Origin of the sequence: Rhodococcus sp. ZPP (assembly GCF_017656075.1) — a bacterium.
In the GTDB taxonomy this organism is placed as follows: Bacteria; Actinomycetota; Actinomycetes; order Mycobacteriales; family Mycobacteriaceae; genus Rhodococcus_F; species Rhodococcus_F oxybenzonivorans.
In genome coordinates, this window is record NZ_CP058638.1 from 2448113 (window position 1) to 2469609 (window position 21497).

Annotated in this window: 22 protein-coding genes; 11 read left to right on the forward strand and 11 right to left on the reverse strand. The window is 65.7% G+C overall.

Annotated features, from left to right (window positions below):
- Positions 1-4 precede the first annotated feature (4 nt).
- The 7 genes from HYG77_RS11630 to HYG77_RS11660 all read right to left on the reverse strand — a co-directional run bounded on the left by HYG77_RS11630 (position 5) and on the right by HYG77_RS11660 (position 6304).
- Positions 5-1060 carry a hydrogenase expression protein HypE gene (locus HYG77_RS11630; RefSeq protein WP_109326709.1) on the reverse strand — a complete coding sequence of 352 codons (1056 nt, stop codon included), beginning with the start codon at positions 1058-1060 and terminating at the stop codon, positions 5-7.
- A 150-nt stretch (positions 1061-1210) separates the two neighbouring features.
- Positions 1211-1984 carry a hydrogenase nickel incorporation protein HypB gene (hypB, locus tag HYG77_RS11635; RefSeq protein ID WP_208962728.1) on the reverse strand — a complete coding sequence of 258 codons (774 nt, stop codon included), beginning with the start codon at positions 1982-1984 and terminating at the stop codon, positions 1211-1213.
- Between the two features lie 5 nt (positions 1985-1989).
- The gene (gene hypA, locus HYG77_RS11640; RefSeq protein ID WP_109326702.1) at positions 1990-2319 is read right to left on the reverse strand and encodes a hydrogenase maturation nickel metallochaperone HypA; all 330 of its coding nucleotides are present in this window, start codon (positions 2317-2319) and stop codon (positions 1990-1992) included.
- Positions 2320-2410: 91 nt separating this feature from the next.
- Entirely contained in the window at positions 2411-3559 is a 1149-nt protein-coding gene (locus HYG77_RS11645) for an acetyl-CoA C-acetyltransferase (protein WP_208962729.1), read from the reverse strand.
- A 13-nt stretch (positions 3560-3572) separates the two neighbouring features.
- Positions 3573-4187, reverse strand: a complete 615-nt coding sequence (locus HYG77_RS11650) for a TetR/AcrR family transcriptional regulator (protein ID WP_208962730.1) — start codon at positions 4185-4187, stop codon at positions 3573-3575.
- 99 nt (positions 4188-4286) lie between these two features.
- Complete coding sequence (locus HYG77_RS11655; protein ID WP_109326699.1) at positions 4287-5087, reverse strand: SDR family oxidoreductase; 801 nt, start codon at positions 5085-5087, stop codon at positions 4287-4289.
- Positions 5084-6304: an acyl-CoA dehydrogenase family protein gene (locus HYG77_RS11660; protein WP_208962731.1), complete on the reverse strand. Its 1221-nt coding sequence runs from the start codon at positions 6302-6304 to the stop codon at positions 5084-5086. Before HYG77_RS11660 ends, HYG77_RS11655 begins: the two co-directional genes overlap by 4 nt.
- A 48-nt stretch (positions 6305-6352) precedes the next feature.
- Between HYG77_RS11660 and fadD3 the strand changes: the two genes are divergently transcribed.
- From fadD3 to HYG77_RS11685, 5 genes are read left to right on the forward strand one after another with little or no spacing between them, the layout of a single operon-like run.
- Positions 6353-7903 carry a 3-[(3aS,4S,7aS)-7a-methyl-1,5-dioxo-octahydro-1H-inden-4-yl]propanoyl:CoA ligase gene (fadD3, locus tag HYG77_RS11665; protein WP_208962732.1) on the forward strand — a complete coding sequence of 517 codons (1551 nt, stop codon included), beginning with the start codon at positions 6353-6355 and terminating at the stop codon, positions 7901-7903.
- Positions 7900-8772, forward strand: a complete 873-nt coding sequence (locus HYG77_RS11670) for an enoyl-CoA hydratase (protein WP_109326696.1) — start codon at positions 7900-7902, stop codon at positions 8770-8772. The genes fadD3 and HYG77_RS11670 overlap by 4 nt, the downstream gene beginning before the upstream one ends.
- Entirely contained in the window at positions 8773-9933 is a 1161-nt protein-coding gene (locus tag HYG77_RS11675) for an acyl-CoA dehydrogenase family protein (protein WP_208962733.1), read from the forward strand.
- A complete protein-coding gene (locus tag HYG77_RS11680; RefSeq protein ID WP_208962734.1) occupies positions 9930-10898 on the forward strand; it encodes an acyl-CoA dehydrogenase family protein in 969 nt (322 codons plus the stop codon). The genes HYG77_RS11675 and HYG77_RS11680 overlap by 4 nt, the downstream gene beginning before the upstream one ends.
- Positions 10895-11944 carry an acyl-CoA dehydrogenase family protein gene (locus HYG77_RS11685; RefSeq protein WP_208962735.1) on the forward strand — a complete coding sequence of 350 codons (1050 nt, stop codon included), beginning with the start codon at positions 10895-10897 and terminating at the stop codon, positions 11942-11944. The genes HYG77_RS11680 and HYG77_RS11685 overlap by 4 nt, the downstream gene beginning before the upstream one ends.
- Before the next feature lie 18 nt (positions 11945-11962).
- Here HYG77_RS11685 and HYG77_RS11690 read toward each other — a convergent pair whose 3' ends face one another.
- Positions 11963-12148, reverse strand: a complete 186-nt coding sequence (locus tag HYG77_RS11690; RefSeq protein ID WP_208962736.1) for a cold shock domain-containing protein — start codon at positions 12146-12148, stop codon at positions 11963-11965.
- 126 nt (positions 12149-12274) lie between these two features.
- Between HYG77_RS11690 and HYG77_RS11695 the strand changes: the two genes are divergently transcribed.
- Positions 12275-13600 (forward strand): HNH endonuclease signature motif containing protein, encoded by a 1326-nt coding sequence (locus HYG77_RS11695; RefSeq protein ID WP_208962737.1) that lies wholly within the window; start codon positions 12275-12277, stop codon positions 13598-13600.
- Positions 13601-13926: 326 nt separating this feature from the next.
- Here the strand turns inward: HYG77_RS11695 and HYG77_RS11700 are convergent, their stop codons facing one another.
- Complete coding sequence (locus HYG77_RS11700) at positions 13927-14751, reverse strand: HAD-IIB family hydrolase (protein ID WP_208962738.1); 825 nt, start codon at positions 14749-14751, stop codon at positions 13927-13929.
- 66 nt (positions 14752-14817) lie between these two features.
- On the opposite strand from HYG77_RS11700, the gene HYG77_RS11705 reads away from it, so the two are divergent.
- Entirely contained in the window at positions 14818-15699 is an 882-nt protein-coding gene (locus HYG77_RS11705; RefSeq protein WP_109326687.1) for an aldo/keto reductase, read from the forward strand.
- A gap of 69 nt (positions 15700-15768) precedes the next feature.
- Here the strand turns inward: HYG77_RS11705 and HYG77_RS11710 are convergent, their stop codons facing one another.
- Positions 15769-16944: a cytochrome P450 gene (locus HYG77_RS11710; RefSeq protein WP_208962739.1), complete on the reverse strand. Its 1176-nt coding sequence runs from the start codon at positions 16942-16944 to the stop codon at positions 15769-15771.
- Between the two features lie 143 nt (positions 16945-17087).
- Between HYG77_RS11710 and HYG77_RS11715 the strand changes: the two genes are divergently transcribed.
- The 3 genes from HYG77_RS11715 (at position 17088) to HYG77_RS11725 (ending at position 19655) form a co-directional block, all read left to right on the forward strand.
- Positions 17088-17939: an SDR family oxidoreductase gene (locus HYG77_RS11715; RefSeq protein WP_280123302.1), complete on the forward strand. Its 852-nt coding sequence runs from the start codon at positions 17088-17090 to the stop codon at positions 17937-17939.
- Positions 17936-18664: an acetoacetate decarboxylase family protein gene (locus HYG77_RS11720; protein ID WP_109326684.1), complete on the forward strand. Its 729-nt coding sequence runs from the start codon at positions 17936-17938 to the stop codon at positions 18662-18664. The genes HYG77_RS11715 and HYG77_RS11720 overlap by 4 nt, the downstream gene beginning before the upstream one ends.
- 148 nt (positions 18665-18812) lie before the next feature.
- A complete protein-coding gene (locus HYG77_RS11725) occupies positions 18813-19655 on the forward strand; it encodes an amino acid-binding protein (protein ID WP_208962741.1) in 843 nt (280 codons plus the stop codon).
- Positions 19656-19668: 13 nt separating this feature from the next.
- Here HYG77_RS11725 and HYG77_RS11730 read toward each other — a convergent pair whose 3' ends face one another.
- Positions 19669-20862 (reverse strand): MFS transporter, encoded by a 1194-nt coding sequence (locus HYG77_RS11730; RefSeq protein WP_208962742.1) that lies wholly within the window; start codon positions 20860-20862, stop codon positions 19669-19671.
- Positions 20863-21017: 155 nt separating this feature from the next.
- Between HYG77_RS11730 and HYG77_RS11735 the strand changes: the two genes are divergently transcribed.
- Positions 21018-21461 (forward strand): MarR family transcriptional regulator, encoded by a 444-nt coding sequence (locus HYG77_RS11735; RefSeq protein ID WP_109326680.1) that lies wholly within the window; start codon positions 21018-21020, stop codon positions 21459-21461.
- The last annotated feature ends 36 nt before the right edge of the window (positions 21462-21497 follow it).

Genomic DNA, 21497 nt, shown 5'->3' on the forward strand with positions numbered 1-21497 from the left:
TGGGCTACCAGGTGCGAGTGGCGCCTGTGGTCAGTTTCGTGCCGCGGCTACGCCACTGCGGCTCTTTGTCCAAGGTGTTCTTGGTGATTCTGCGCAGACTGCGGATCGCGGAGCCGTACAGACCGGATGCGGTCGTGGACAGCCTTCCGCCGGGCGGCTCGTCCATGAAAGGCATGAACTTGTCCGGGAATCCCGGCATCGTGCAACCGATGCAGATTCCGCCCACGTTCGGGCAACCGCCCACACCGTTGATCCACCCACGCTTGGGGACGTTGCATTTGACGACGGGTCCCCAGCAGCCGAGCTTGACGATGCACTTGGGTGAGCCGTACTCGGTGGCGAAGTCGCCCTGCTCGTAGTACCCGGCCCGGTCACAGCCCTCGTGAACTGTGCTTCCGAACAGCCACTGCGGACGCAGCGCGTCGTCGAGCGGAATCATCGGCGCCTGTTCGGTGGCCATGTACAGCAGATAGGTCAACGTCTCGGACAGATTGTCCGGCTGGATCGGGCAACCCGGTACACACACGATCGGAATGCCCGCCTTCGATTTCCAATCCCAGCCGAGGTAATCAGGGACGCCCATCGCTCCCGTCGGGTTGCCGGCCATCGCGTGGATACCGCCGTACGTCGCGCACGTACCGGCCGCCACGATTGCCGTCGCTTTGGGAGCCAGCTTGTCGAGCCACTCACTCGTCGTGACGGGCTGACCGGTCTCCGGGTTGTTGCCGAAACCGCACCAGTACCCCTCGTCGTGAAGTTGCTCATTGGGGATCGACCCCTCGACGACCAGTACGAAAGGTTCCAGTTCGCCGCGGTCGGCCTTCCAGAACCACTCGATGAAGTCGTCGGCGCCGCCCTCGGGCCCACATTCGAAGTCGATCAGCGGCCAGTGCACGGCCACCTTCGGCAGGCCCGGCAGAGCGCCGAGAGCGATTTCCTCGACACTGGGCTGAGTGGCAGCGGTCAAGGCCACCGAATCCCCGTCGCAGCTGAGTCCCGCGTTGATCCACAGGACGTGGATCAGGGTTTCCTCGGCTTTGATTGCTTCCTGTGTCGGCATAGCAGGTCGCTTTCCGGAGCCGAACACGGCTCCTGTCGCCACCGGGGTCGACCGTCGGCCCACCTGTGTGACGCTATTCCCTATTTAGCTCCTCACGGTGTTCGCGTGTCAACGGCCCTCAGGTACATCGGGCCAGTTCAGCCATGACCGTTACTGCGCCGCGATCCAGTCGTACCACTGCTGCATGCCGTGTCCCGTGGTCGCGGACAAGGTGATCGCCTCGAGATGGGGATTCACCGACCGGGCATACTTCGTGCAGAGATCCACGTCGAAGTCGACGTACGGCAACAGGTCCGACTTGTTGACCACCACCAGATTCGCCGCAGCGAACATGTGCGGATATTTCAGCGGCTTGTCGGTGCCCTCGGTCACGGAGATCACCACCACCCGGGACCGCTCCCCGAGGTCGAACAGCGCCGGGCACACCAGGTTTCCCACGTTCTCGATGAACAACAACGAGTTCGGGCCGGGATCGAGCGCCGTCAGCGCATCGCGCATCATCTCCGCGTCCAGGTGACACCCCGCGCCCGTGTTCACCTGCACGACAGCGCAACCCGTCGCCTCGATCCGGTTGGCGTCGAGCATCGTCTCCTGATCTCCCTCGATCACCGAGACCGGACGGTGTCCGCCGATGTCGGCGATGGTCCGCTCGAGCAAGGTGGTCTTCCCGGACCCGGGGGAACTCATCATGTTCAGCGCGAGCACGCCCCGTTCGGCCAGCCAGGCCCGGTTGCGCTCGGCCGTCAGGTCGTTCTTGGCCAGCACCTTCTGCTCGAGGGTGACCGTCTCATGCTCGTGCTCGTGCTCGTGCTCGTGGTCGTGCGGGTGGTCGTGCGGGTGCTCGTGGTCGTGCGGGTGGTCGTGGGTGTGGGGGCGGCTGACCCTGGTACCGGTGTCGTCGCCGCATCCGCAGGTGGCGCACATACGCCTCAGCTCACTTCCATCGAGAGGATTCGCAATTCCCGGCCCGAGGTGACCTCGACATCGGCACTTCCACACGGACACAGCAACACCAGGTCGGTGAGCGAGAAGGTGGTGCCGCACTCGCGGCACTGCGCGCTGCCCGGCGAGTGGTCGATGTCGAGTCGGGCCCCATGCGCCACAGTCCCTTCCGTGACCAACTCGAAACAGAACTGCATCGAATCGGCGACCACCGCGGTCAGGGCGCCCACCTGGACCCGCACACTGTGAACGGTCCGTCCGGCGGCTTTCTCGCAGACGGCATCGACGACGCTCTGAGTGATTGCCAGTTCGTGCATCACGACCCCGCTTACGGACTCGTCACCTGTCCCTCGAGCGTAGCGCTTCGCGCCCGTGAGTACTTATTAACCATGGGAGGTTAATAAGTACTCACAGTCGTTCGATGATGGTGGCGTTGGCGGTGCCGCCGCCCTCGCAGATGGTCTGCAGACCGTACCGGCCGCCGGTGCGCTCGAGTTCGTTGAGCAGTGTTGCCATCAGTTTGGTGCCAGTCGCGCCCAGCGGATGTCCCAGGGCGATCGCGCCGCCGTTCACGTTGACCTTCGCCGGGTCGGCCCCGATCTCCTTGATCCATGCGAGCACCACCGGGGCGAAGGCCTCGTTGATTTCGACGAGATCGATGTCGTCGATGCTCAGGCCCGTCTTCTCCAACGCGTAGCGCGTAGCCGGAATCGGTGCACTCAACATGAAGATCGGGTCCGCGCCGCGGGCACTGAGGTGATGGATGCGGGCACGTGGGGTCAATCCGTATCGCTCGACGGCCTCAGCGGACGCGAGAAGCACCGCGCTCGCGCCGTCGGAGATCTGGCTCGCGACTGCGGCCGTCAACCGGCCACCCTCCGTGAGAGTCTTCAACGACGCCATCTTCTCGAGGCTCGTCTCACGCGGACCCTCGTCCGTCGTCACCTCCCCGAACGGCACGATCTCGCGGTCGAAGCGGCCCTCCGCGATCGCCGTCCGCGCGCGCTCGTGGCTCTGCAACGCCCAGCGCTCGAGTTCCTCCCGGCTGATGTCCCACTTGTCCGCGATCAACTCCGCGCCGCGGAACTGCGACACCTCCTGGTCGCCGTAGCGCTCCACCCACCCCGTCGACCCGCCGAACGGGGTGTCGAATCCGTACTGCTGCCCCACCATCATCGCCGACGCGATCGGGATCTGGCTCATGTTCTGCACGCCGCCGGCGAGAATGAGGTCGGCGGTGCCGCTGAGGATCGCCTGTGCGCCGAAGTGCACGGCCTGCTGACTCGACCCGCACTGACGGTCGACGGTGACACCCGGAACCTCCTCCGGATATCCGGCCGCCAGCCACGCCGTCCGTGCGATGTTGCCCGCCTGGCCGCCGATCGCGTCGACGCACCCGAAGACGACGTCGTCGACGCCGGCAGGGTCGATGCCGGTGCGGTTGACGATCGCCTTGATGACGTGCGCACCCAGGTCTGCGGGGTGCACGCCGGACAGGCCACCGTTCTTCTTGCCGATCGGGGTCCGGACGGCGTCGACGATGTATGCCTCGGTCATGGAGAACTCCTAGTCAGATGGTTCTGGGGCTCGCGAGTCCGTCGAGGACTATCGAGAGGTACTGCTTGGCGACCGTGTCGACGGTCAGGGAGCCGCCGGGCCGGTACCAGCGCACGGCGACCCAGGCGGTGTCGCGCATGAAGCGGAAGGCGAGTTCGACGTCGATGTCGGGGCGGAAGCTGCCGTCCTGCACACCGGCCTCGAGCACACCGACCCACAGCTCGCGGAATTCGGTGTTCAGTTCCGCCAGATAGGCGAAGCGTTCGTTGGCGACGAGGTGCTTGACCTCGTCCTGATAGATCGCCACCGCGGAATGCGACGTGTCGATCGCCTCGTACGAGGTGGTGACCAAGGCCTCGAGAGTCGCGCGGCTACTGCGCCCGGACGCCACGATCTCGCGGTACTTGCCGAACAGGTCGTCCAGGAAGTCTCGTAGTATTTCGTCGACCATCGACTCCTTGGAGTCGAAGTGGTGGTAGAGGCTGCCCGACAAGATGCCGGCTGCGTCGGCGATGTCACGGACGGTGGTGGCCCGCAGACCACGCTCCGCGAACAGCTGGGCCGCGATCTCGAGCAGCTCGGCCCGGCGTCCGGTCTTGGACGTCTCGTCGATTCGGGGTGCAGTCATCATTCCATCCTATCAACCAAGCGCTTGCTAGGGCCTACGGCCCCGTGAGTGGTTAACGAGTCCAGGCACTCGTCAACCCCTCACGGGCGGCGGAGCCGCCTACGCCCTCTGCGACGACACCGACACGACCTCACCGGTGAGATATGTGGTGTAGTCGCTGGCGAGCATCGCGATGGTCGCGGCGATCTCCCACACCTCGGCTGCGCGTCCGAACGCTTCCCCTGACGCCAGCCGGTCGAGCAGTTCCTCGCTGGTGACCTTGGCGAGGAAGGCATGACGGGCGATGGACGGCGCGACAGCGTTGATCCGCACCCCGTACTCGGCGGCCTCGATGGCGCTGCACCGGGTCAGGGCCATGACCCCTGCCTTCGCGGCCGCATAGTGCGCCTGCGAGTGCTGCGCCCGCCAACCGAGGACGGACGCGTTGTTGACGAGCACTCCGTTGTGCTCGACCGCCTTGAAGTAGCGCAGCGCCGCGCGGGTGGCCCGGAATGTTCCGTTCAGGGTGATGTCGAGGACGCGGTCCCACTCCTCGTCCGTCATGTCGACGAGAGGCGTCTCACCGCCTAGCCCGGCGTTGTTGACGAGGACATCGATCCGGCCCAGAGCGTCGGCGGCCCCGGAGATCAGCGCGTCCACCTGTTCGGTGCTCGACACGTCACAGGCGAGCGCCTTCACCGTGCGTTCGGGAAATTCGGCGGCAAGCTTCTCCTGTGTCTCGCCCAGCCGGCGTTCGTGCCAGTCGGACACCAGCACGTCGGCACCCTCGAGGAGGGCGCGGCGGGCGGATGCGAACCCGATGCCGGTGCCGGCCGCGGCGGTCACGACGACCTTCTTGCCCTTCAGTAGGTCGTGTCCGGGGGTCTCGACGGGCGCGGTGGCGAGTGGAGCAGTAGTCACGGTCGTGCCTCTCGGGGAAGTCCGAGCACGCGCTCGGAGATGATGTTGCGCTGGATCTCGTTGGATCCGCCGTAGATCGTGTCGGCGCGGGTGAACAGGAACAGCCGCTGCCATTCGTCCAGTTCGAGATGTTCGGGGTCGGTGATGTCCGACGACGGTCCCGTGGGCGCCAGCAGTGATGCCGCACCCTGCACGTCCATCGCCAACTGGCCGAGGTCGCGATGCCAGTTGGCCCACAACAACTTTGCGACCGACGCTTCGGGACCGGACGTGCCGGCGTCCACCGCGTCGAGGGTGCGCATCGCGTGCGCCCGCATCACTCGAAGCCCGACCCACGCCCGCGCAATCTTCTCCCGGATATTCGGATCGGAGGCCGCGCCGTTGGCACGCGCGAGGTCGACGATTCCCTGCAGTTCACGGGCGAAGCCGATCTGCTGACCGAGGGTGGAGACCCCGCGTTCGAAGGTGAGCAGGCCCATCGCGACCCGCCAGCCGTCACCCGGTTCGCCCACCACGAGATCCGCGTCGGTCACGGCGTCGTCGAAGAACACCTCGTTGAACTCGGACGTGCCGGTGAGTTGCTGAATCGGGCGCACGGTGACGCCTGGCTGATCGAGGGGGACGAGGAGGAAACTGAGTCCGTGGTGTCGCTTCGACCCCGGCTCGGTGCGGCACAGCACGAACGCCCACTGCGCCACGTGAGCGAGCGAGGTCCACACCTTCTGCCCGTTGATCACCCATCTGCCGCCCTCGAGCCGGCCCGTCGTCGCGACGTTGGCGAGGTCGGATCCGGCGCCCGGCTCGGAGTATCCCTGCGCCCACAGTTCGGTGACCGTCTTGATCCCGGGCAGGAAACGACGCTTCTGCTCGTCGGTGCCGAACGCGATCAGCGTCGGCCCGAGCAGTTCCTCGCCCACATGACTGACCCTCGCCGGGGCCCCCGACTTCGCGTACTCCTGGTGGAACGTCACCTGCTGGGCCAGGGTGGCCCCGCGGCCCCCGTACTCCGCAGGCCAGCCGAGGCAGGTCCACCCCGCGGCCGCGAGGTGGCGGTCCCAGGCGAGTCGTTCTTCGAAGAACTCGTGCTCGCTGCCGGGTCCGCCCTTGCCTTCGAGGCGTGCGAAGTCGCCGGTCAGGTTCTCCGCCAGCCAGGTTCTCACGGTCTGGGCGAAGTCGTCGTCGGTGATCAGCCCGTCCGGGCTCTCGCTCTGGTCCACGTCTGTAAGATAACCTACCAAGCACTTGCTAGGTAGGTAGGGAGCGAAGTGACCGCACAACCGACAACCACTCCGGCCGCCGTGATCGCGGCCGCACACGACTTCGGCGAACGCGAAGCCGTGGCGGACGGCGACGTCCGTCTGACCTTCACACAGCTCCACGACCGTGTCCGCGATTTCGCCGCAGCGCTCTGCGCCCGCGGCGTACAGCCAGGTGAGCACGTCGCGATCTGGTCTCCCAATACGTTTCACTGGGTGATCGCAGCGCTGGGGGTGCACTACGCGGGGGCGACGCTGGTCCCGATCAACACCCGCTACACCGCGACCGAGGCCCTCGACATCGTGGAGCGCACGAAGGCCGCCGTGCTGGTGGTCGCAGGCATGTTCCTCGGCACCGACCGGTACGCGACCCTGCGAGACGAGTCGAGCACCCTCGACCTGCCGACCGTGGTCCGCGTGCCCGTCGACGGGGGCGACGTCGAAAGACCCGGAGTCCTCGACTTCGACGACTTCCTCGCCCTCGCCACGGACGACACCCGGGCGGCGGCAGACAGGCGGGCCCGGGCCGTCGACGCCGAGGACATCGCAGATGTGATGTTCACGTCCGGGACTACGGGACGGAGCAAGGGTGTGCTGAGCGCACACCGGCAGGTGGTGGGGATCGCGCGGGCCTGGGCCGACTGTGCCGAGGTGACCGCCGACGACAACTACCTCGTCATCAACCCGTTCTTCCACACGTTCGGATACAAGGCGGGCATTCTCGTCTGCCTCCTCACCGGGGCGACCGTCGTGCCGATGGCCGTGTTCGACGTGCCCAAGGTGATGGCCACCGTGCACGACGAACACATCACCGTGTTGCCCGGTGCCCCCACGATCTTCCAGTCGATCCTCGACCACCCCGACCGCTCCCGCTACGACCTGTCGAGCCTGCGCATCGCGGTGACGGGCGCGGCAGCGGTCCCGGTGGCGCTCGTCGAACGCATGCAGTCCGAGTTGAGCTTCGAAGCAGTCCTCACGGCGTACGGCCAGACCGAGGCGGTGGTGATCACCATGTGCCGCACCGACGACGATCCCGTGACCGTCTCGACCACGTCCGGTCGGGCCATCCCCGGTATGGAGGTGCGGATCGGCGAGCGGGGCGAAATTCTGGTGCGCGGGGAGAACGTCATGCTCGGTTACCTCGACGACCCGGAGGCAACGGCCCGCACCATCGAACCGGACGGCTGGTTGCACACCGGTGACGTCGGGGTTCTCGACGAACGCGGGTACCTGGACATCACCGACCGCCTGAAGGACATGTACATCTCGGGCGGGTTCAATGTGTACCCGGCCGAGGTGGAGAACGCTCTGGCGCGCCTGGACGGCGTTGCCGAATCCGCCGTCATCGGTGTACCGGACGAGCGCATGGGCGAGGTCGGCCGGGCGTACGTCGTGGCGAAACCGGGCGCCTCCCTGACCGAGGACGACGTAATTGCCTTCGGTAAGAAGCACCTCGCGGGATTCAAGGTCCCGCGCACGGTGCGATTCGTCGACTCCCTGCCCCGGAACCCGTCCGGGAAAGTAATGAAGAACATCTTGCGTGAGGAGAAATCATCATGACGGTCCCCGACGAGGGTGACGTCGTCACCTACGACGTGCGCGACGGTGTGGCATTCGTGACGCTCAACCGTCCCGATTACCGGAACGCCCAGAATTCGGTGATGACGTACGCACTCGATGCCGCGTTCGAGCGGGCAGTCGAGGACGACGAGGTGAAGGTGATCGTCCTCGCCGGCAACGGAAAACACTTCAGCGCCGGACACGACATCGGCACACCGGGTCGCGACCATCACGTCCACTACGACAACAAGGCCGTGATGTGGTGGGACCACGTCGACAAGCCTGGTGGCGACCAGCGGTTCGCCCGGGAGATGGAGGTCTATCTCGGGATGTGCCGCCGGTGGCGCGAGATCCCCAAACCCACCATCGCGATGGTGCAGGGGGCCTGCATCGCGGGCGGTTTGATGCTGGCGTGGGTGTGTGACTTGATCGTGGCGTCCGACGATGCGTTCTTCTCCGATCCGGTCGTACGTATGGGCATTCCCGGTGTCGAGTACTTCGCCCATCCGTGGATGATGAATCCGCGGTTCGCGAAGGAAATTCTCTACACCGGTGATCGATTCCCCGCACAACGCGCCTACGAGGTCGGCATGATCAACCGCGTGGTTCCGCGAGAGGACCTCGAGAAGGAAACCCTCGCGATCGCCGGACGGATCGCTGCCATGCCGCGATTCGGGCTCGCGCTCACCAAGAAGGCCGTCAACCAGTGCGAGGACCAGATGGGCATGCGGAACGGCATGGACTCCGTCTTCGGATTGCACCATTTCGCGCACGCGCACAATGCCGAGATCGACACGGATCCGCTCGGCGGAATGAACGCCAAGTCGATGGCGGAAAGCGCACGTAACTCGGAGAACGGGGCCAAGTAAGTGGATCTGGAGTACGACGACACCACTCTCGCGTTCCGCGACGAGATACGAGCGTTCCTGAAGGACAACGTGCCGTCGCGCCCCCTGCCGTCGATGGACACGGCCGAGGGATTCGAGGCTCACCGGCAGTGGGAACGCACGCTCGCCGACGCCCGCCTGTCGGTGGTGTCGTGGCCGGAAGAGCTCGGCGGCCGCGACGCCTCACTGCTGGAGTGGGTGGTCTTCGAGGAGGAGTACTACCGCTCCGGCGCGCCCGGGCGGGTCAGCCAGAACGGCATCTTCCTGTTGGCGCCCACACTGTTCGAGCATGCCAACGCGGAGCAGCTGGCACGCATCATGCCGCGCATGGCCCGGGCCGACGACATCTGGGCCCAGGCCTGGTCGGAACCGGAGTCGGGCAGTGACCTCGCCTCACTACGTTCCACCGCTCGCCGCGTCGACGGCGGTTGGGTGCTGAACGGACAGAAGACGTGGAGTTCCCGAGCCACCTTTGCGGACTGGGGGTTCGGTCTGTTCCGATCCGACCCCGACGCGCAGCGCCACAAGGGCATCACCTACTTCATGTTCGACCTCCGCTCCCCGGGTGTCACCGTGCGCCCGATCGACCAGCTCGACGGCGAACCCGGTTTCGCCGAGATCTTCCTCGAGGACGTCTTCGTCCCCGACGACCCGGCCCACCCGGGCGAGTCGGGCGTGATCGGCGGCGTCAACGAGGGCTGGCGCGTCGCGATGAGCACCGCGTCCAACGAGCGCGGTCTGTCCCTGCGCAGCCCCGGCCGGTTCCTTGCCACCGTCGACCGGCTGATCGAGCTGTTCGAGTCGACGGGCCGCACCGACGACACCGCGGTGCGTAACCGCGTCGCGGACGCCTGGATCGGGGCCCGCGCCTATCAGCTCAACACCTTCGGCACGGTGACTCGTCTCGCCGAAGGCGGGCAACTGGGCGCCGAGTCGTCGATCAACAAGGTGTTCTGGTCGGAGTGGGACATCGCCACCCACGAGACCGCCCTCGAATTGCAGGGGGCCTCGGCCGAGCTCGCCGACAACTGGATGGACGGTTACCTGTTCTCCCTGTCGGGCCCGATCTACGCCGGCACCAACGAGATTCAGAAGAACGTCATCGCCGAGCGGCTGCTCGGCCTACCCAAGGCGGATAAATGAGATTCGCGCTCGACTCCTCCCAGCAGGACTTCGCATCCAGTATCGATGCGCTGCTGTCGAAGTCCGATATGCCGGCGGTGATCCGGTCCTGGAACCGTGGTGACACAGAACCCGGCCGGAAGGTGTGGCAGCGTCTGGCCGAGACCGGGATCAACGGGTTGCTGATCGGTGAGGAGCACGACGGTCTGGGCGCAGACGCCGTCGATCTCGTCGTCGCCGTGGAGCAGCTGGGGCGCCACGCCGTGCCCGGCCCGGTGGCCGAGACCATCGCTGTGGCACCGCACTTACTCGCACAGGCCGCACCGGGGCGCCTGTCCGCCCTCGCCGAAGGCTCTCTGGCTACCGTGGCCACTCCCCCACACGTGCCGTTCGCCGTCGATGCGGACACCGCGGATCTCGTGCTCCTCGTCGAAAACTCGTCACTTCACCTCGGCGATCCGGGAGTGGTGCAGGACTCTGTCGACCAATCCCGCCGCCTCTTCCCCGTGACCGCCGGACAACGCCTGGGCGCGGTCGAGTGTGCGCCCGCCTTCGATCTGGGTGCGCTCGCCACCGCGGCGCAGCTGCAGGGACTCGGACACACCCTGCTCGAGATGACCACCGATTACGCCAAGCAGCGCAAGCAGTTCGGCAAGGTGATCGGGCAGTTCCAGGCCATCAAACATCACCTCGCGGAGGTGGCCGTCGGGCTCGAGATGTCCCGGCCGCTGCTGCACGGCGCGGCGCTGTCGGTTCGGGACGGCTCCCCGAACGCCCCTCGCGACGTCTCCGCGGCCAAGGTGGCCTGCGGTGACGCCGCCTACCGGGCGGCGCGCGTGGCGCTGCAGGTGCACGGCGCCATCGGTTATACCCAGGAACACGATCTGTCGCTGTGGCTTACCAAAGTCCGGGCACTCGTCACCGCTTGGGGCACATCGTCTTTCCACCGCGGTCGCGTGGTCGATTCCCTCGTGGGTGCGTCATGAGCTTCGACAACGACGAGCGGGCCGACCTCCGCGCGTCCGTACGCAACCTGCTGTCCAAGCATTCCGACTCCGGTGCCGTCCGCCGCGCTATCACTACCGAACACGGCTACGACGAAGCCCTCTGGGCACGGCTGTGCGAGCAGATCGGCGTCGCGGCACTGGCCATCCCGGAGAAGTACGACGGCGTCGGCGCCTCCCTACTCGAAGTGCATGTGGTGCAGGAAGAACTGGGGCGGACGCTCACACCGTCACCGATGCTGGGCAGTGCCGTCCTCGCCGCCCAGACCCTACTGCTGTCGGGCGACGACGACGCCTGCGCCCGGCTACTCCCGACTATTGCCGCGGGTTCGGTGGCCGCATTGTGCTGGGCAGGTTCCGAAGGCTGGTTCCGTTTCGGGGTCACCGCGGCGGGCGAGACCCTGTCGGGCACGGCGCAGTACGTCCTCGGCGGCGACGTCGCCGACGTGCTGCTCGTCTTCACGGACGACGGCCTGTTCGAAGTTTCGGCGACGGCGGACGGCGTGACCCGACGACGGGAACCCACGATGGATCCGACGCGGACGCTGGCCGAGGTGACCTTCGACGGTGCGGCCGCACGCCGGCTGGTGTCGTCACCCGACCTCGTCGACAGCATCCGTACCGTCGCGTTGATCGCCCTGTCGGCGGAACAGGTCGGCGCGGCGTCCGCGGTGTTGGAACAGACGGTCGAATACACGAAGTCGCGCAAGCAGTTCGGGCGGGCCATCGCGTCGTTCCAGGCGCTCAAGCACCGCATGGCCGACATGTACGCGTTGGTCGAGACGGCCCGCTCGATGTCGTACGCCGCGGCGCTGTCGGGCACAAACGAGGACGCCGTCATCGCCAAGGTGTACTGCTCCGAGGCGCTGCAGTCGGTGGCAGCCGAGGCCATCCAACTCCACGGGGGCATCGCGATCACCTGGGAGCACGACACCCAGCTCTACTTCAAACGCGCCCACGGCAGCGCCCAGCTCTTCGGGCAGCCGCGGGACTATCTGCCGCTTTTGAATTCGGAGGCTTGGCGATGAGGGAAGTAGCGAGCAGATCTACTCTGCTTTCCGAACGTCCAGAGCACGGTGGTGGTAGCCGTCCTGCGTCCCGCTGACCACTCTCTCGGGTTCGAAGGTGACGTGCTGTCCTGGCCTCAGCGAACGGAAACCTGGGCCGGCGACGTCGCTGAAATGCGTCCACGCGCCACCGGGGGTGGCGTCGGAATCGATGATGCCCTGCATCCCCCGATGTTCCAGCTACGGACCACCCCGGTAGCTGCCATGCCGCCATGTCCTCTTGACGACGATGCGGTTGGGCGGGATTGGCAGGCCATTGACTCGAACATGCGTTCGAAGTAGGATTCGATCATGGGGATCGGGGAGGATATCCAGGGGGCGTTGTCGGACGAGATTCTGGCGTCTGCGGTCGGTGATGCGTGGCGTCTGGCCGAGGCCGAGTTGCTCGAATCGGTGGTTGCTGTGTCGGAGGAGATTCAGCGACTCGAGGCTTTGCGCGTCAGGCTCGTCGGTGCCGTCGACCACCGCTGCAAGGTCGATGTGCTCGGGTTTCCGAACACCAAGATGTGGCTGGCCTCCACAACATTGCTCGAGGTCGGTGCGGCGGGACGAATCGTGATGTTGGGACGAGGTTTACGCTCCCAACCGGAAATCGCGGACGCATACTTCGACACCACTATCTCGGCGGAGCACGCCGCACTGATCATGAAATTCTGCGAGAGACCGCCCAAAGGCATGCCACTCGCAGCGATGGACGACTGCCGAAACGCGTTGCTGTACGCGGCGAGCGGTCCTACCGCCAACACCGACGCCGTGCGGGCCGTCATCGCGCGCCTCGAACGCGCCTTCGAATCCGACGACCCGCCGCCCGCCGAAGACACCGAACTCAACGAATTCCACGCCTCCAGAACACTCAACGGACGCGTCGCCGTCAAAGGCGACCTCGATGCCGTCACCGGCGAAATGCTGCTCTCCGCGCTCTCCGGACTCTCCAAGCCGCGACCCGCGCAGGACGGAACCACGGACAACCGCACCCCCGGACAGCGCAGGGCCGACGGGTTCACCGAACTGCTGCGCCGGTACCTCAACTCCGCAATCGCCGGCGAAGAAGGCGGAGAACGACCCCACGTCTCCCTCCACATCAACATCAAAGACCTCGCCGACCACGGCGACCATGCCGGCGCCAGCGCAGAAGATCAGCGCGGCGCCTGCGCGACCGACCCGTCGCTGTTCGCGGTCGACGGGGTCGCGTGGACCGAATGGATGGGACCGCTGAGCCTGCGAGCGGCTCGGCTCCTCAGCTGCGACTCGATCTACACGCCGATCGTGCTCGACGACCACGGCGCGCCACTCGACCTCGGCACCACCACCCGGACAGTGACCAAACGACAACGAAAAGCACTGGTCGCGAGAGATCGGGGATGCGCATTCCCCGGATGCGGTGCGCCACCGTCATGGTGCGAGGGCCATCACATCGTCCACTGGTCCGCAGGTGGGCCCTCCGACATGGACAACCTCGTGCTGCTCTGCGGGTTCCATCACCGACTGCTCCACCACAGTGACTGGGAAATCGAAATCGGAGCAGACCGGCACCCCGCCTTCATTCCGCCCCGGCAAGTCGACCGGGAACGCACACCCATACCCGCGCACAACCAGACCCGACCCCGAGCGGCCTGACCCCCGAGGCGCGACACACATAGCCGACTCTGCAACAGGACCACTCCTGTTGCGGAGCCGGCATGCGTTCATCCCGATCGCCCAGGCCAGAGGTCAGCGAACCGCGTTGTGGTTCCCTTCGATACAGCCGATTTTCCAAGTGGAATCCGGTGCGGTTTCGACCAGGAGTCCAACCACGATTTACGGGTCGACTCGAGCTCTCTCGAGTAGCCGACCTTGCGCAGATCGTCTTTCTTCTCGGCTTCGACTAGAAGGTGTTGACGTCGTAGAGCCCCAGGAAACAAATAGCCAGTCCATCCATCGAAGACGGTGGACTCGTTAACCACTCACGGGGGCGAAGCGCCTACCAGCTCCTCCAGGTACGTGGCGACCGCGTCCTCGTCGTTGCTCGGCAGCACACGGTCGGCCAGCGCCTGAACCTCGGCTATGGCGTTCGACGGGCACAGTGCCGTCCCTGCCCAGGCCAGCATGGGCAGGTCGTTGATCGCATCACCCACGACGGCCACCTCGGACGCTCCGATTCCGTCGACGGCGCACAGTTCGGCGAGTGCACTGGCCTTCGACACACCCGATGCGGCCATTTCGACGTACGGCGCGCCGGAATGTGTCAGCTCGACACCGTCGACGCCGGCGGACAGCGCCTTCCGGTACAGGTCCGAACTCGACACCTCCGGGTGTCGGGCGACGATCTTCACCATCGGCTCGTCCAGGTCGGGCAGCAGCTCGGACAGCGACATGTCGTGGGGGTGCCGATGGTGGTCGGCGAAGTCGCACAGCGCGGCGTACGCCGGTTCGGCGACGAAGCGGGTGGGTCCCACGTTCGCGAACACGACACCCGGGAGCAGCGTCCGCACCCTGCTCATTGCGGCCGACGCGGAGGCCATCGCGATCGACGTCGTGGCCGTCACCACGGGGGTGCCGTCGGCGAGATCGAGGACCACTGCCCCGTTGGCACAGATAGCCCGGCCGCGAAACCCGCACGACTGCGCCAGTTCGTGCACCGAGTGGCGGGCCCGGGCGGTTGCCCAGACGATCTCGATTCCGGACTGCTGCGCCGTCGCCATCGCGTGTGTGGTGCGGGACGAGATCACGCGGTCCGAGCGCAACAGGGTGCCGTCGAGGTCGGTCGCGAGAAGCCGGATCTGCGTCACCCCCGCATGATGCCAGGCCGGGCTTGTCGCGCGCCGGACACCAGCACAGTCGATAGCCTGGACACCATGAGTCCTCGAGTACCGCACATCGTGCTGAATTCCGGAACCACCATCCCGCAGCTCGGCCTGGGAGTATGGCAGGCCACCAACGACGAGACCGAACACGCTGTCCGGTTCGCCATCGACGAGGCGGGCTACCGACACATCGATACCGCCGCCGCATACGGCAACGAGGAGGGGGTCGGGCGCGGCATCTCCGGCTCGGGCGTCGACCGGGAAGATATTTTCCTCACCACCAAGCTGTGGAATTCCGACCAGGGCTACGAGCCGGCGCTGAAGGCTTTCGACGCCAGCCTCGCCCGGCTCGGCCTCGACTACGTCGACCTCTACCTCATCCACTGGCCGCTCCAGGACGACGACCGCATCCTGCGCACCTGGGATGCGATGGAGAAGATCGCCGAATCGGGGAAGGCCAAGGCAATCGGGGTGTGCAACTTCGAGCCACGACATCTGCAGCTGCTGGTCGATCGGGGCGGTGTCGTACCCGCCGTCGACCAGGTGGAGCTGCATCCCCATCTCGCGCAGCTCGACATCCGCAAGTACGGCGCCGAGCACGGCATCGCGGTCGAGTCGTGGAGCCCGCTGGGCGGCACCAGCAACTCCGGTTGGGGCAGCGACTCGAAGCCCAACACGCTCCTCACCGACCCGATCATCACTCGCATCGGCGACCGGCACAGCAAGACTGCGGCGCAGGTCCTCATCCGCTGGCATCTGCAGAACGGGCTGATCGTCATCCCGAAGTCGGTGCACGACGCACGCATCGCCGAGAACATCGACGTCTTCGACTTCGAGCTCACCGATCAGGACCTCAGCGAGATCGAGACGATGGATGACGGCACACGCGTCGGCGCCCACCCGGACGAGCTGAACATCGGCGCCCCGGAGTAGGCGGCTCCGCCGCCCGTGAGTGGTTAACGAGTCCTGAGACTCGCTAACCACTCACGGGCGCGAAGCGCCTCACCACTTCACCGGCATCTCCTCCAGCCCGGACACGAAGTTGGCGGGGCGGCGGCGCAATGGGCCGTCGTCGACGAGCGTCATGTCCGGCAACCTCGACAGCAGCTGTTCGAACATGATCCTGGCTTCGAGGCGGGCCAACTGGTTGCCGAGGCAGAAGTGGGTGCCGAAACCGAAGCCGACGTGCGGGTTCGGTGACCGTGCGATGTCGAAGCGGTTCGGGTCGTCGAACACGGCGTCGTCGAAGTTCGCCGATTCGAACAGCAACATCATCTTCTCGCCGCGCCGCAGCTGTGTGCCGAAGAAGTCGGCGTCGCGGGTCACCGTGCGGCACATGTTCTTGATGGGCGAGGACCAGCGGAGCATTTCTTCGATGGCCGCCGGAATACCGTCCGGGTCGCGCACCAGACTCGCCTGCTGATCGGGGTGACGCATCAACTGCTCCATCCCGCCACTCAGGACGTGCCGCGTGGTTTCGTCGCCGCCGATCAATATGAGCAGGGTCTCTCCGACGATGTCCTCGTCGCTGAGGCGGTGTCCGTCGATTTCGCTGTGCACCAGAATGCTGGTGAGATCGTCCGTCGGATTCTTCCGGCGGTCGGCGATCGTGCGGTGCGTGAATTCGGTGAATGCCAGGTAGGCGTTCAGCTGGGCCTGCAGGCTTTCTTCGGTGACGTTGCTGCCGAGTGCATTCATGAGATCGTCGGACCATTGCAGGAAGGTGTCGCGTTCTTCGGGGCGCACACCGAGCATGTCACCGACCACGGCCATGGGTAGCGGGGCCGCCAGATCACGGACGAAGTCCGCCTCGCCCTTGTCGCACACCGCATCGATCAACTGGTCGCAGATCTCGCGAATCCGGTCGATCTTGGCTTCTACCTTCTTGCGGGTGAAGCCCGCGTTGACCAGGCGACGATGTTGCAGGTGCTGTGGGTCGTCCATGTCGATCATTTGTGGCAGCGGACCGACTCCGGGCCTGATCCCGCCCGCGTTGGAGAACAACTCCGGATCGCGCTCCGCGGTGAGCACCGCTTCGTAGCTGGCCGCCCCGAGGATGCCGTCCGCGCGGTACACCGGTTCGTAGGCGCGCATCCAGGCGTATGCCTCCCGCGGATCTCCGAGTTCGCCCGAGTAGAACCGCCCGTCGATCAGATCGAATTCCGGCCTGTTCCCCATCGACGTGCTCCTCAGCATTGAATCCTGCGAACCGTGCCCCGATAATAGAACGTGTTCTTATTATGACACAGGGGTATAGCGGCAAGTTCTCGCTGATCGGCGCCTCGGAATTGACACGAGTTCTCACAACTGGAGGTCGGCACGTGGGTAACAACGACGGCGACAGCGGACTCGCCAAGATGTCAGTGCTCGTCACCGGCGGCGGAAGCGGCATCGGGTTGGGCATCGCCACGGCGTTGGTGGCGGCAGGAGCGCACATCACGATTTGTGGACGCAATGAGGCAAAGCTGTCCTCCGCGGCGGCCGGGATCGAGGCCGACAACCCGCCCGGAACCGTCGACACGGTCGTCGCCGACGTCACCGCCGAGGACGACGTCGTCCGCGCGGTCGCGAAGGCGAGCGAGCACACCGGACAGCTGGACGGGGTCGTTGCCTGCGCCGGCGGAAACGAAACCGTGGGACCGGTGACGCAGCTCGACGTCGATGCGTGGCGACGGACGGTGGATCTGAACGTCACCGGCACGATGCTGACGATCAAACATTCCGCACGCGCCCTCGTCGCCGCGGGTGGTGGATCCATCGTGACCATCTCCTCGATCGCCAGCAGCAACACGCACCGATGGTTCGGCGCCTACGGCCCGTCCAAGGCCGGCGTCGACCACCTCACCCGACTCGCCGCGGACGAACTGGGTGCGTCCCACGTGCGCGTCAACTGCATCCGGCCCGGCCTGACCCGCACCGATCTCGTCGCGCTCATCACCGACGGCGGCCCGGTTCTCGACGACTACATGGCCAACACACCCATTGCCCGAGTCGGTGAAGTCACCGATATCGCCGCCCTCGCCAAGTTCCTGCTCGGACCCGAATCCACGTGGATCACCGGGCAGATCATCAACGTCGATGGTGGTCAGATGTTGCGGCGTGGACCCGATTTCCGCTCGATGTTCGAGCCCATGTTCGGTGCGGACGCACTGCGCGGAGTGGTCGCGCCGTGAACTCACATCAGGTGCTGGGCAAGCAAGTCGACATGCCGGTGGAGATTCGGCAGGCGTCGGCATTCACGGCGATGTACTCGGTGCCGACCGGTGCCGCGCAGGAACTGATCGACTACACCGGCCTCGAGATACTGCAGTTCCGGCCCGGACGCGGCATCTGCGCGCTGGTGTTCGTCGACTATGTGGACGGAGATTTGGGCCCCTACAACGAATTCGGCGTGACCTTCCTCGTCCGCGACCACCGAACCGACAGCACTTCGGTCGCGCAGGATGTGAAGGCTCTGGCCAAGGGCCGGGCAGGTGCCTTGATCCATCGGCTGCCCGTCGACGGCGAGTTCACCCTCGCAGCCGGTAGGGGAATTTGGGGTTTCCCGAAGGTGTTGGCCGATTTCGACGTCGATCATGTCAGCTCCGTCAAGCGGGCGTCGGTCAGCCAGGATGGCCGGCTGATCGCTCAGCTGAGCGTTGCCAAAGGCATATCGCTTCCCGGTTCCGGTGCCGGTGCCTCCCTCGCGGCGTACTCACACCTCGATGGGATCACCCGGTTCACCACCTGGGACATGAACCCGAGTGGTGTCCGGTCCCGGCCAGGTGGCGCGGAGCTCAAACTGGGCACCCACCCGATTGCCGAAGAACTGCGGTCGCTCGGCCTCCCGAAACGGGCGTTGGTCACGTCGTCCATCCCCAACCTCCGAATGACCTTCGGTGACGCGCAACGAGTCTGACCGGGAACCCTGTGCTCCAGCTCACGACAACGGAGTTCTGTATCGACAGCCACGTCGGCCCTGTGACCCAACGTATTTCACGCCCCTCTGTCACATCACCGACGTGCGGTGAAATGGCGTCGCAACACGGTGCGCCGACAGTGTGTGTATGAACGATGCCGCGAGAGGACCCGGAGTTCATGTCAACGCGTGCGAGGCGTGCGGTCGGCTCCCGCACCCCCGCCGCGTCCGCCTGGCGCTTGCCAAACTGTGCGCCGTCTTTCCCGTCGAACTAGTGCTCCATGCCTTGGTCATCCATGTCCACGTGTCCTACCTCGTCACCGTCGCAGTGCTCACCGTCAGCACGACGGTGTTGGTGATCTGGGTCGTCGAGCCGTCCGCGATGAGACTGCTCAGCGGGTGGTTGCACGGCCCGCCCGAGGGGAAGCACAGCCATTTCGCGGCCGGACAGTCGCTCTGGCGCATCCGCGTCCGGGTGAGCGACCGCCCGGGACAGCTCGAATCGCTTGCCCACAACCTTGCGAAGCTCGACGCGAACATCCTCATGGTGCATGTCCATCACCTCGAGGGCGGGTCGCTCGACGAGTTGATTGTCGGCGCGTGCCGGGACACGTCACCGGACGCACTGTCGACTGCCGTCGAGTCCGCGGGCGGCCTCGGTGTCGGCGTATGGCCCGCTTCGGCGCTCGCGTTGATCGACGGCCAGACCAAGGCGTTGACGTTGGCGGCGCGGGTGGCGGCCGATCCGTCCGAACTTCCCCTGTCTATCGCAGAACTCCTCGGCGCGCAGTACGTCGACACGTTCAGCGACCGGACCCGGTCGAACGAGTACCCCGCCAACACGGCGTTCCTCGAAATCCCGGCCCGTGACGGTGACATGCTCGTCTTCACACGGGCTGTCGACGAGCCGTTCACGCCAGCCGAGGTTGCCCGTGCGCAGCGTCTGAGTGAGCTTGCGCGACAGACGAATTCTGTTCCACCGCTCGGCTGACCGAAGTGTGTCGTTATACCGCCACCGTCGACACTGTCTCATCTTCCGACCGCACCGGACGCCGATCGAGCACGGTGGCAAGACCGAGAACAGCGAGAGCACCCACCGTGAGTGCGGCGCCCATCCAGATCGGCGAGGTGAATCCGAGTCCCGCTGCGATGGTCATGCCACCGAGCCACGCGCCGAGTGCGTTCCCCACGTTGAAGGCCGCGATATTCGCGCCGGACGCCATAGTGGGAGCTTCCTTCGCATAGTTCATGATGCGCATCTGCAGTCCCGGGACGGTCGCAAATCCGAATGCGCCCATCAGAAACAGTGCGGCGACGGTCATGGGCTTGTTGTCGGCGGTGAGAGCGAAAACGACGAGGACCACGGTCAGCACCGCAAGAATGGTGATCAGCGTGCGGGTCAGTGCCTTGTCCGCGGCACGCCCACCGAGGAAGTTGCCGACGAACAAACCGCCACCGAAGAGGACGAGTAGCCACGGAACACTGGTGGAGGCGAATCCACCGACCTCGGTGAGGGTGAAGGCGATGTAGGTGAAGGCACCGAACATGCCGCCGAACCCGAGGATCGTGACGGCGATCGAAACCCACACCTGGGGTGTGCGGAAGGCGCGCAGTTCGCCGCGAAGTCCGGCTGAGGCAGGATCGCTCGGACGATCCACCGCCGGCACCAGTGTCGCGATCCCGATCAGCGCGATCACACCGATGACGGTGATGGCCCAGAAGGTCGAACGCCATCCGAACTGCTGACCGAGAAAGGTACCGAAGGGGACTCCGAGAACGTTGGCAACGGTGAGTCCGGCGAACATCGTCGCAATGGCGCCCGCCTTCTTGCTCGCGGGTACCAGATCTGCCGCGAGCACGGACCCGATGCCGAAGAACGCGCCGTGACACAGGGCGGCGAGCACCCGCCCGGCCATCATGACCTCGTAGGTCGGGGCCAGCGCCGACAGCAGATTTCCGCCGATGAACAGCACCATCAGTAGTTGGAGGACACGCTTGCGGTCGAAGCGTGTGACGGCCGCGGTGATGACGATGGCTCCGACTGCCACCGACATGGCATAGCCGGAGATGAGGTAACCGGCCACCGATTCGCTGACCTGGAAGTCAGCCGACACTTCCGGCAGCAGTCCCATGATGACGAACTCGGTGAGTCCGATACCGAAACCGCCCATGGCGAGGGCGAGTAGGCCCAGTGGCATCGCAGCCACCCCTTTCGTACAGACTCGGAGAATCGAGCGAGCGCTCTAATCACGCGCCTGCAGTAGTTGCAGACGCGTGGTAAATAGTTGCATACGCGCTCTATGTGCGCAAGCTGGTATTCTCGGTCTGGAGCCGAACATCAGGAGGTTGGTCAGTGGCAGTCGCCGATGATGCCGTCGAGATCCGGTCGCAAGGCTGGCGCACACTCGCCGCCCTGCACGGACTGCTCGAGTCGGAGCTCGAACGTGCACTGCAGCGCGACCACGACCTCTCCGTGGTCGAATACACGGTGCTCGACGCGCTGAACCGCCAGGACGGCTGGCATATGCGGATGGCGCAGCTCGCGCGGGCCGCGGCGCTCAGCAGCAGTGCCACCACCAGGTTGGTGAATCGATTGGAGAACCGGGGCCTACTCACCCGCATTCTGTGCGACGACGACCGTCGCGGTATCTATACCGAGCTCACACCTGCGGGCCGAGCAGCCTTGGACGCGGCGCGCCCCACTCACGATGCCACGCTGGAAGCGGCGCTCGATCAGGCTGCCGAGGTTCCCGAGCTCGCCCACCTCGCCCGTGTCCTGCACGAGCTGCCCGGGTGAGCGGCGACGCGCGCACCGGCACGCGTCGCCGCCCAC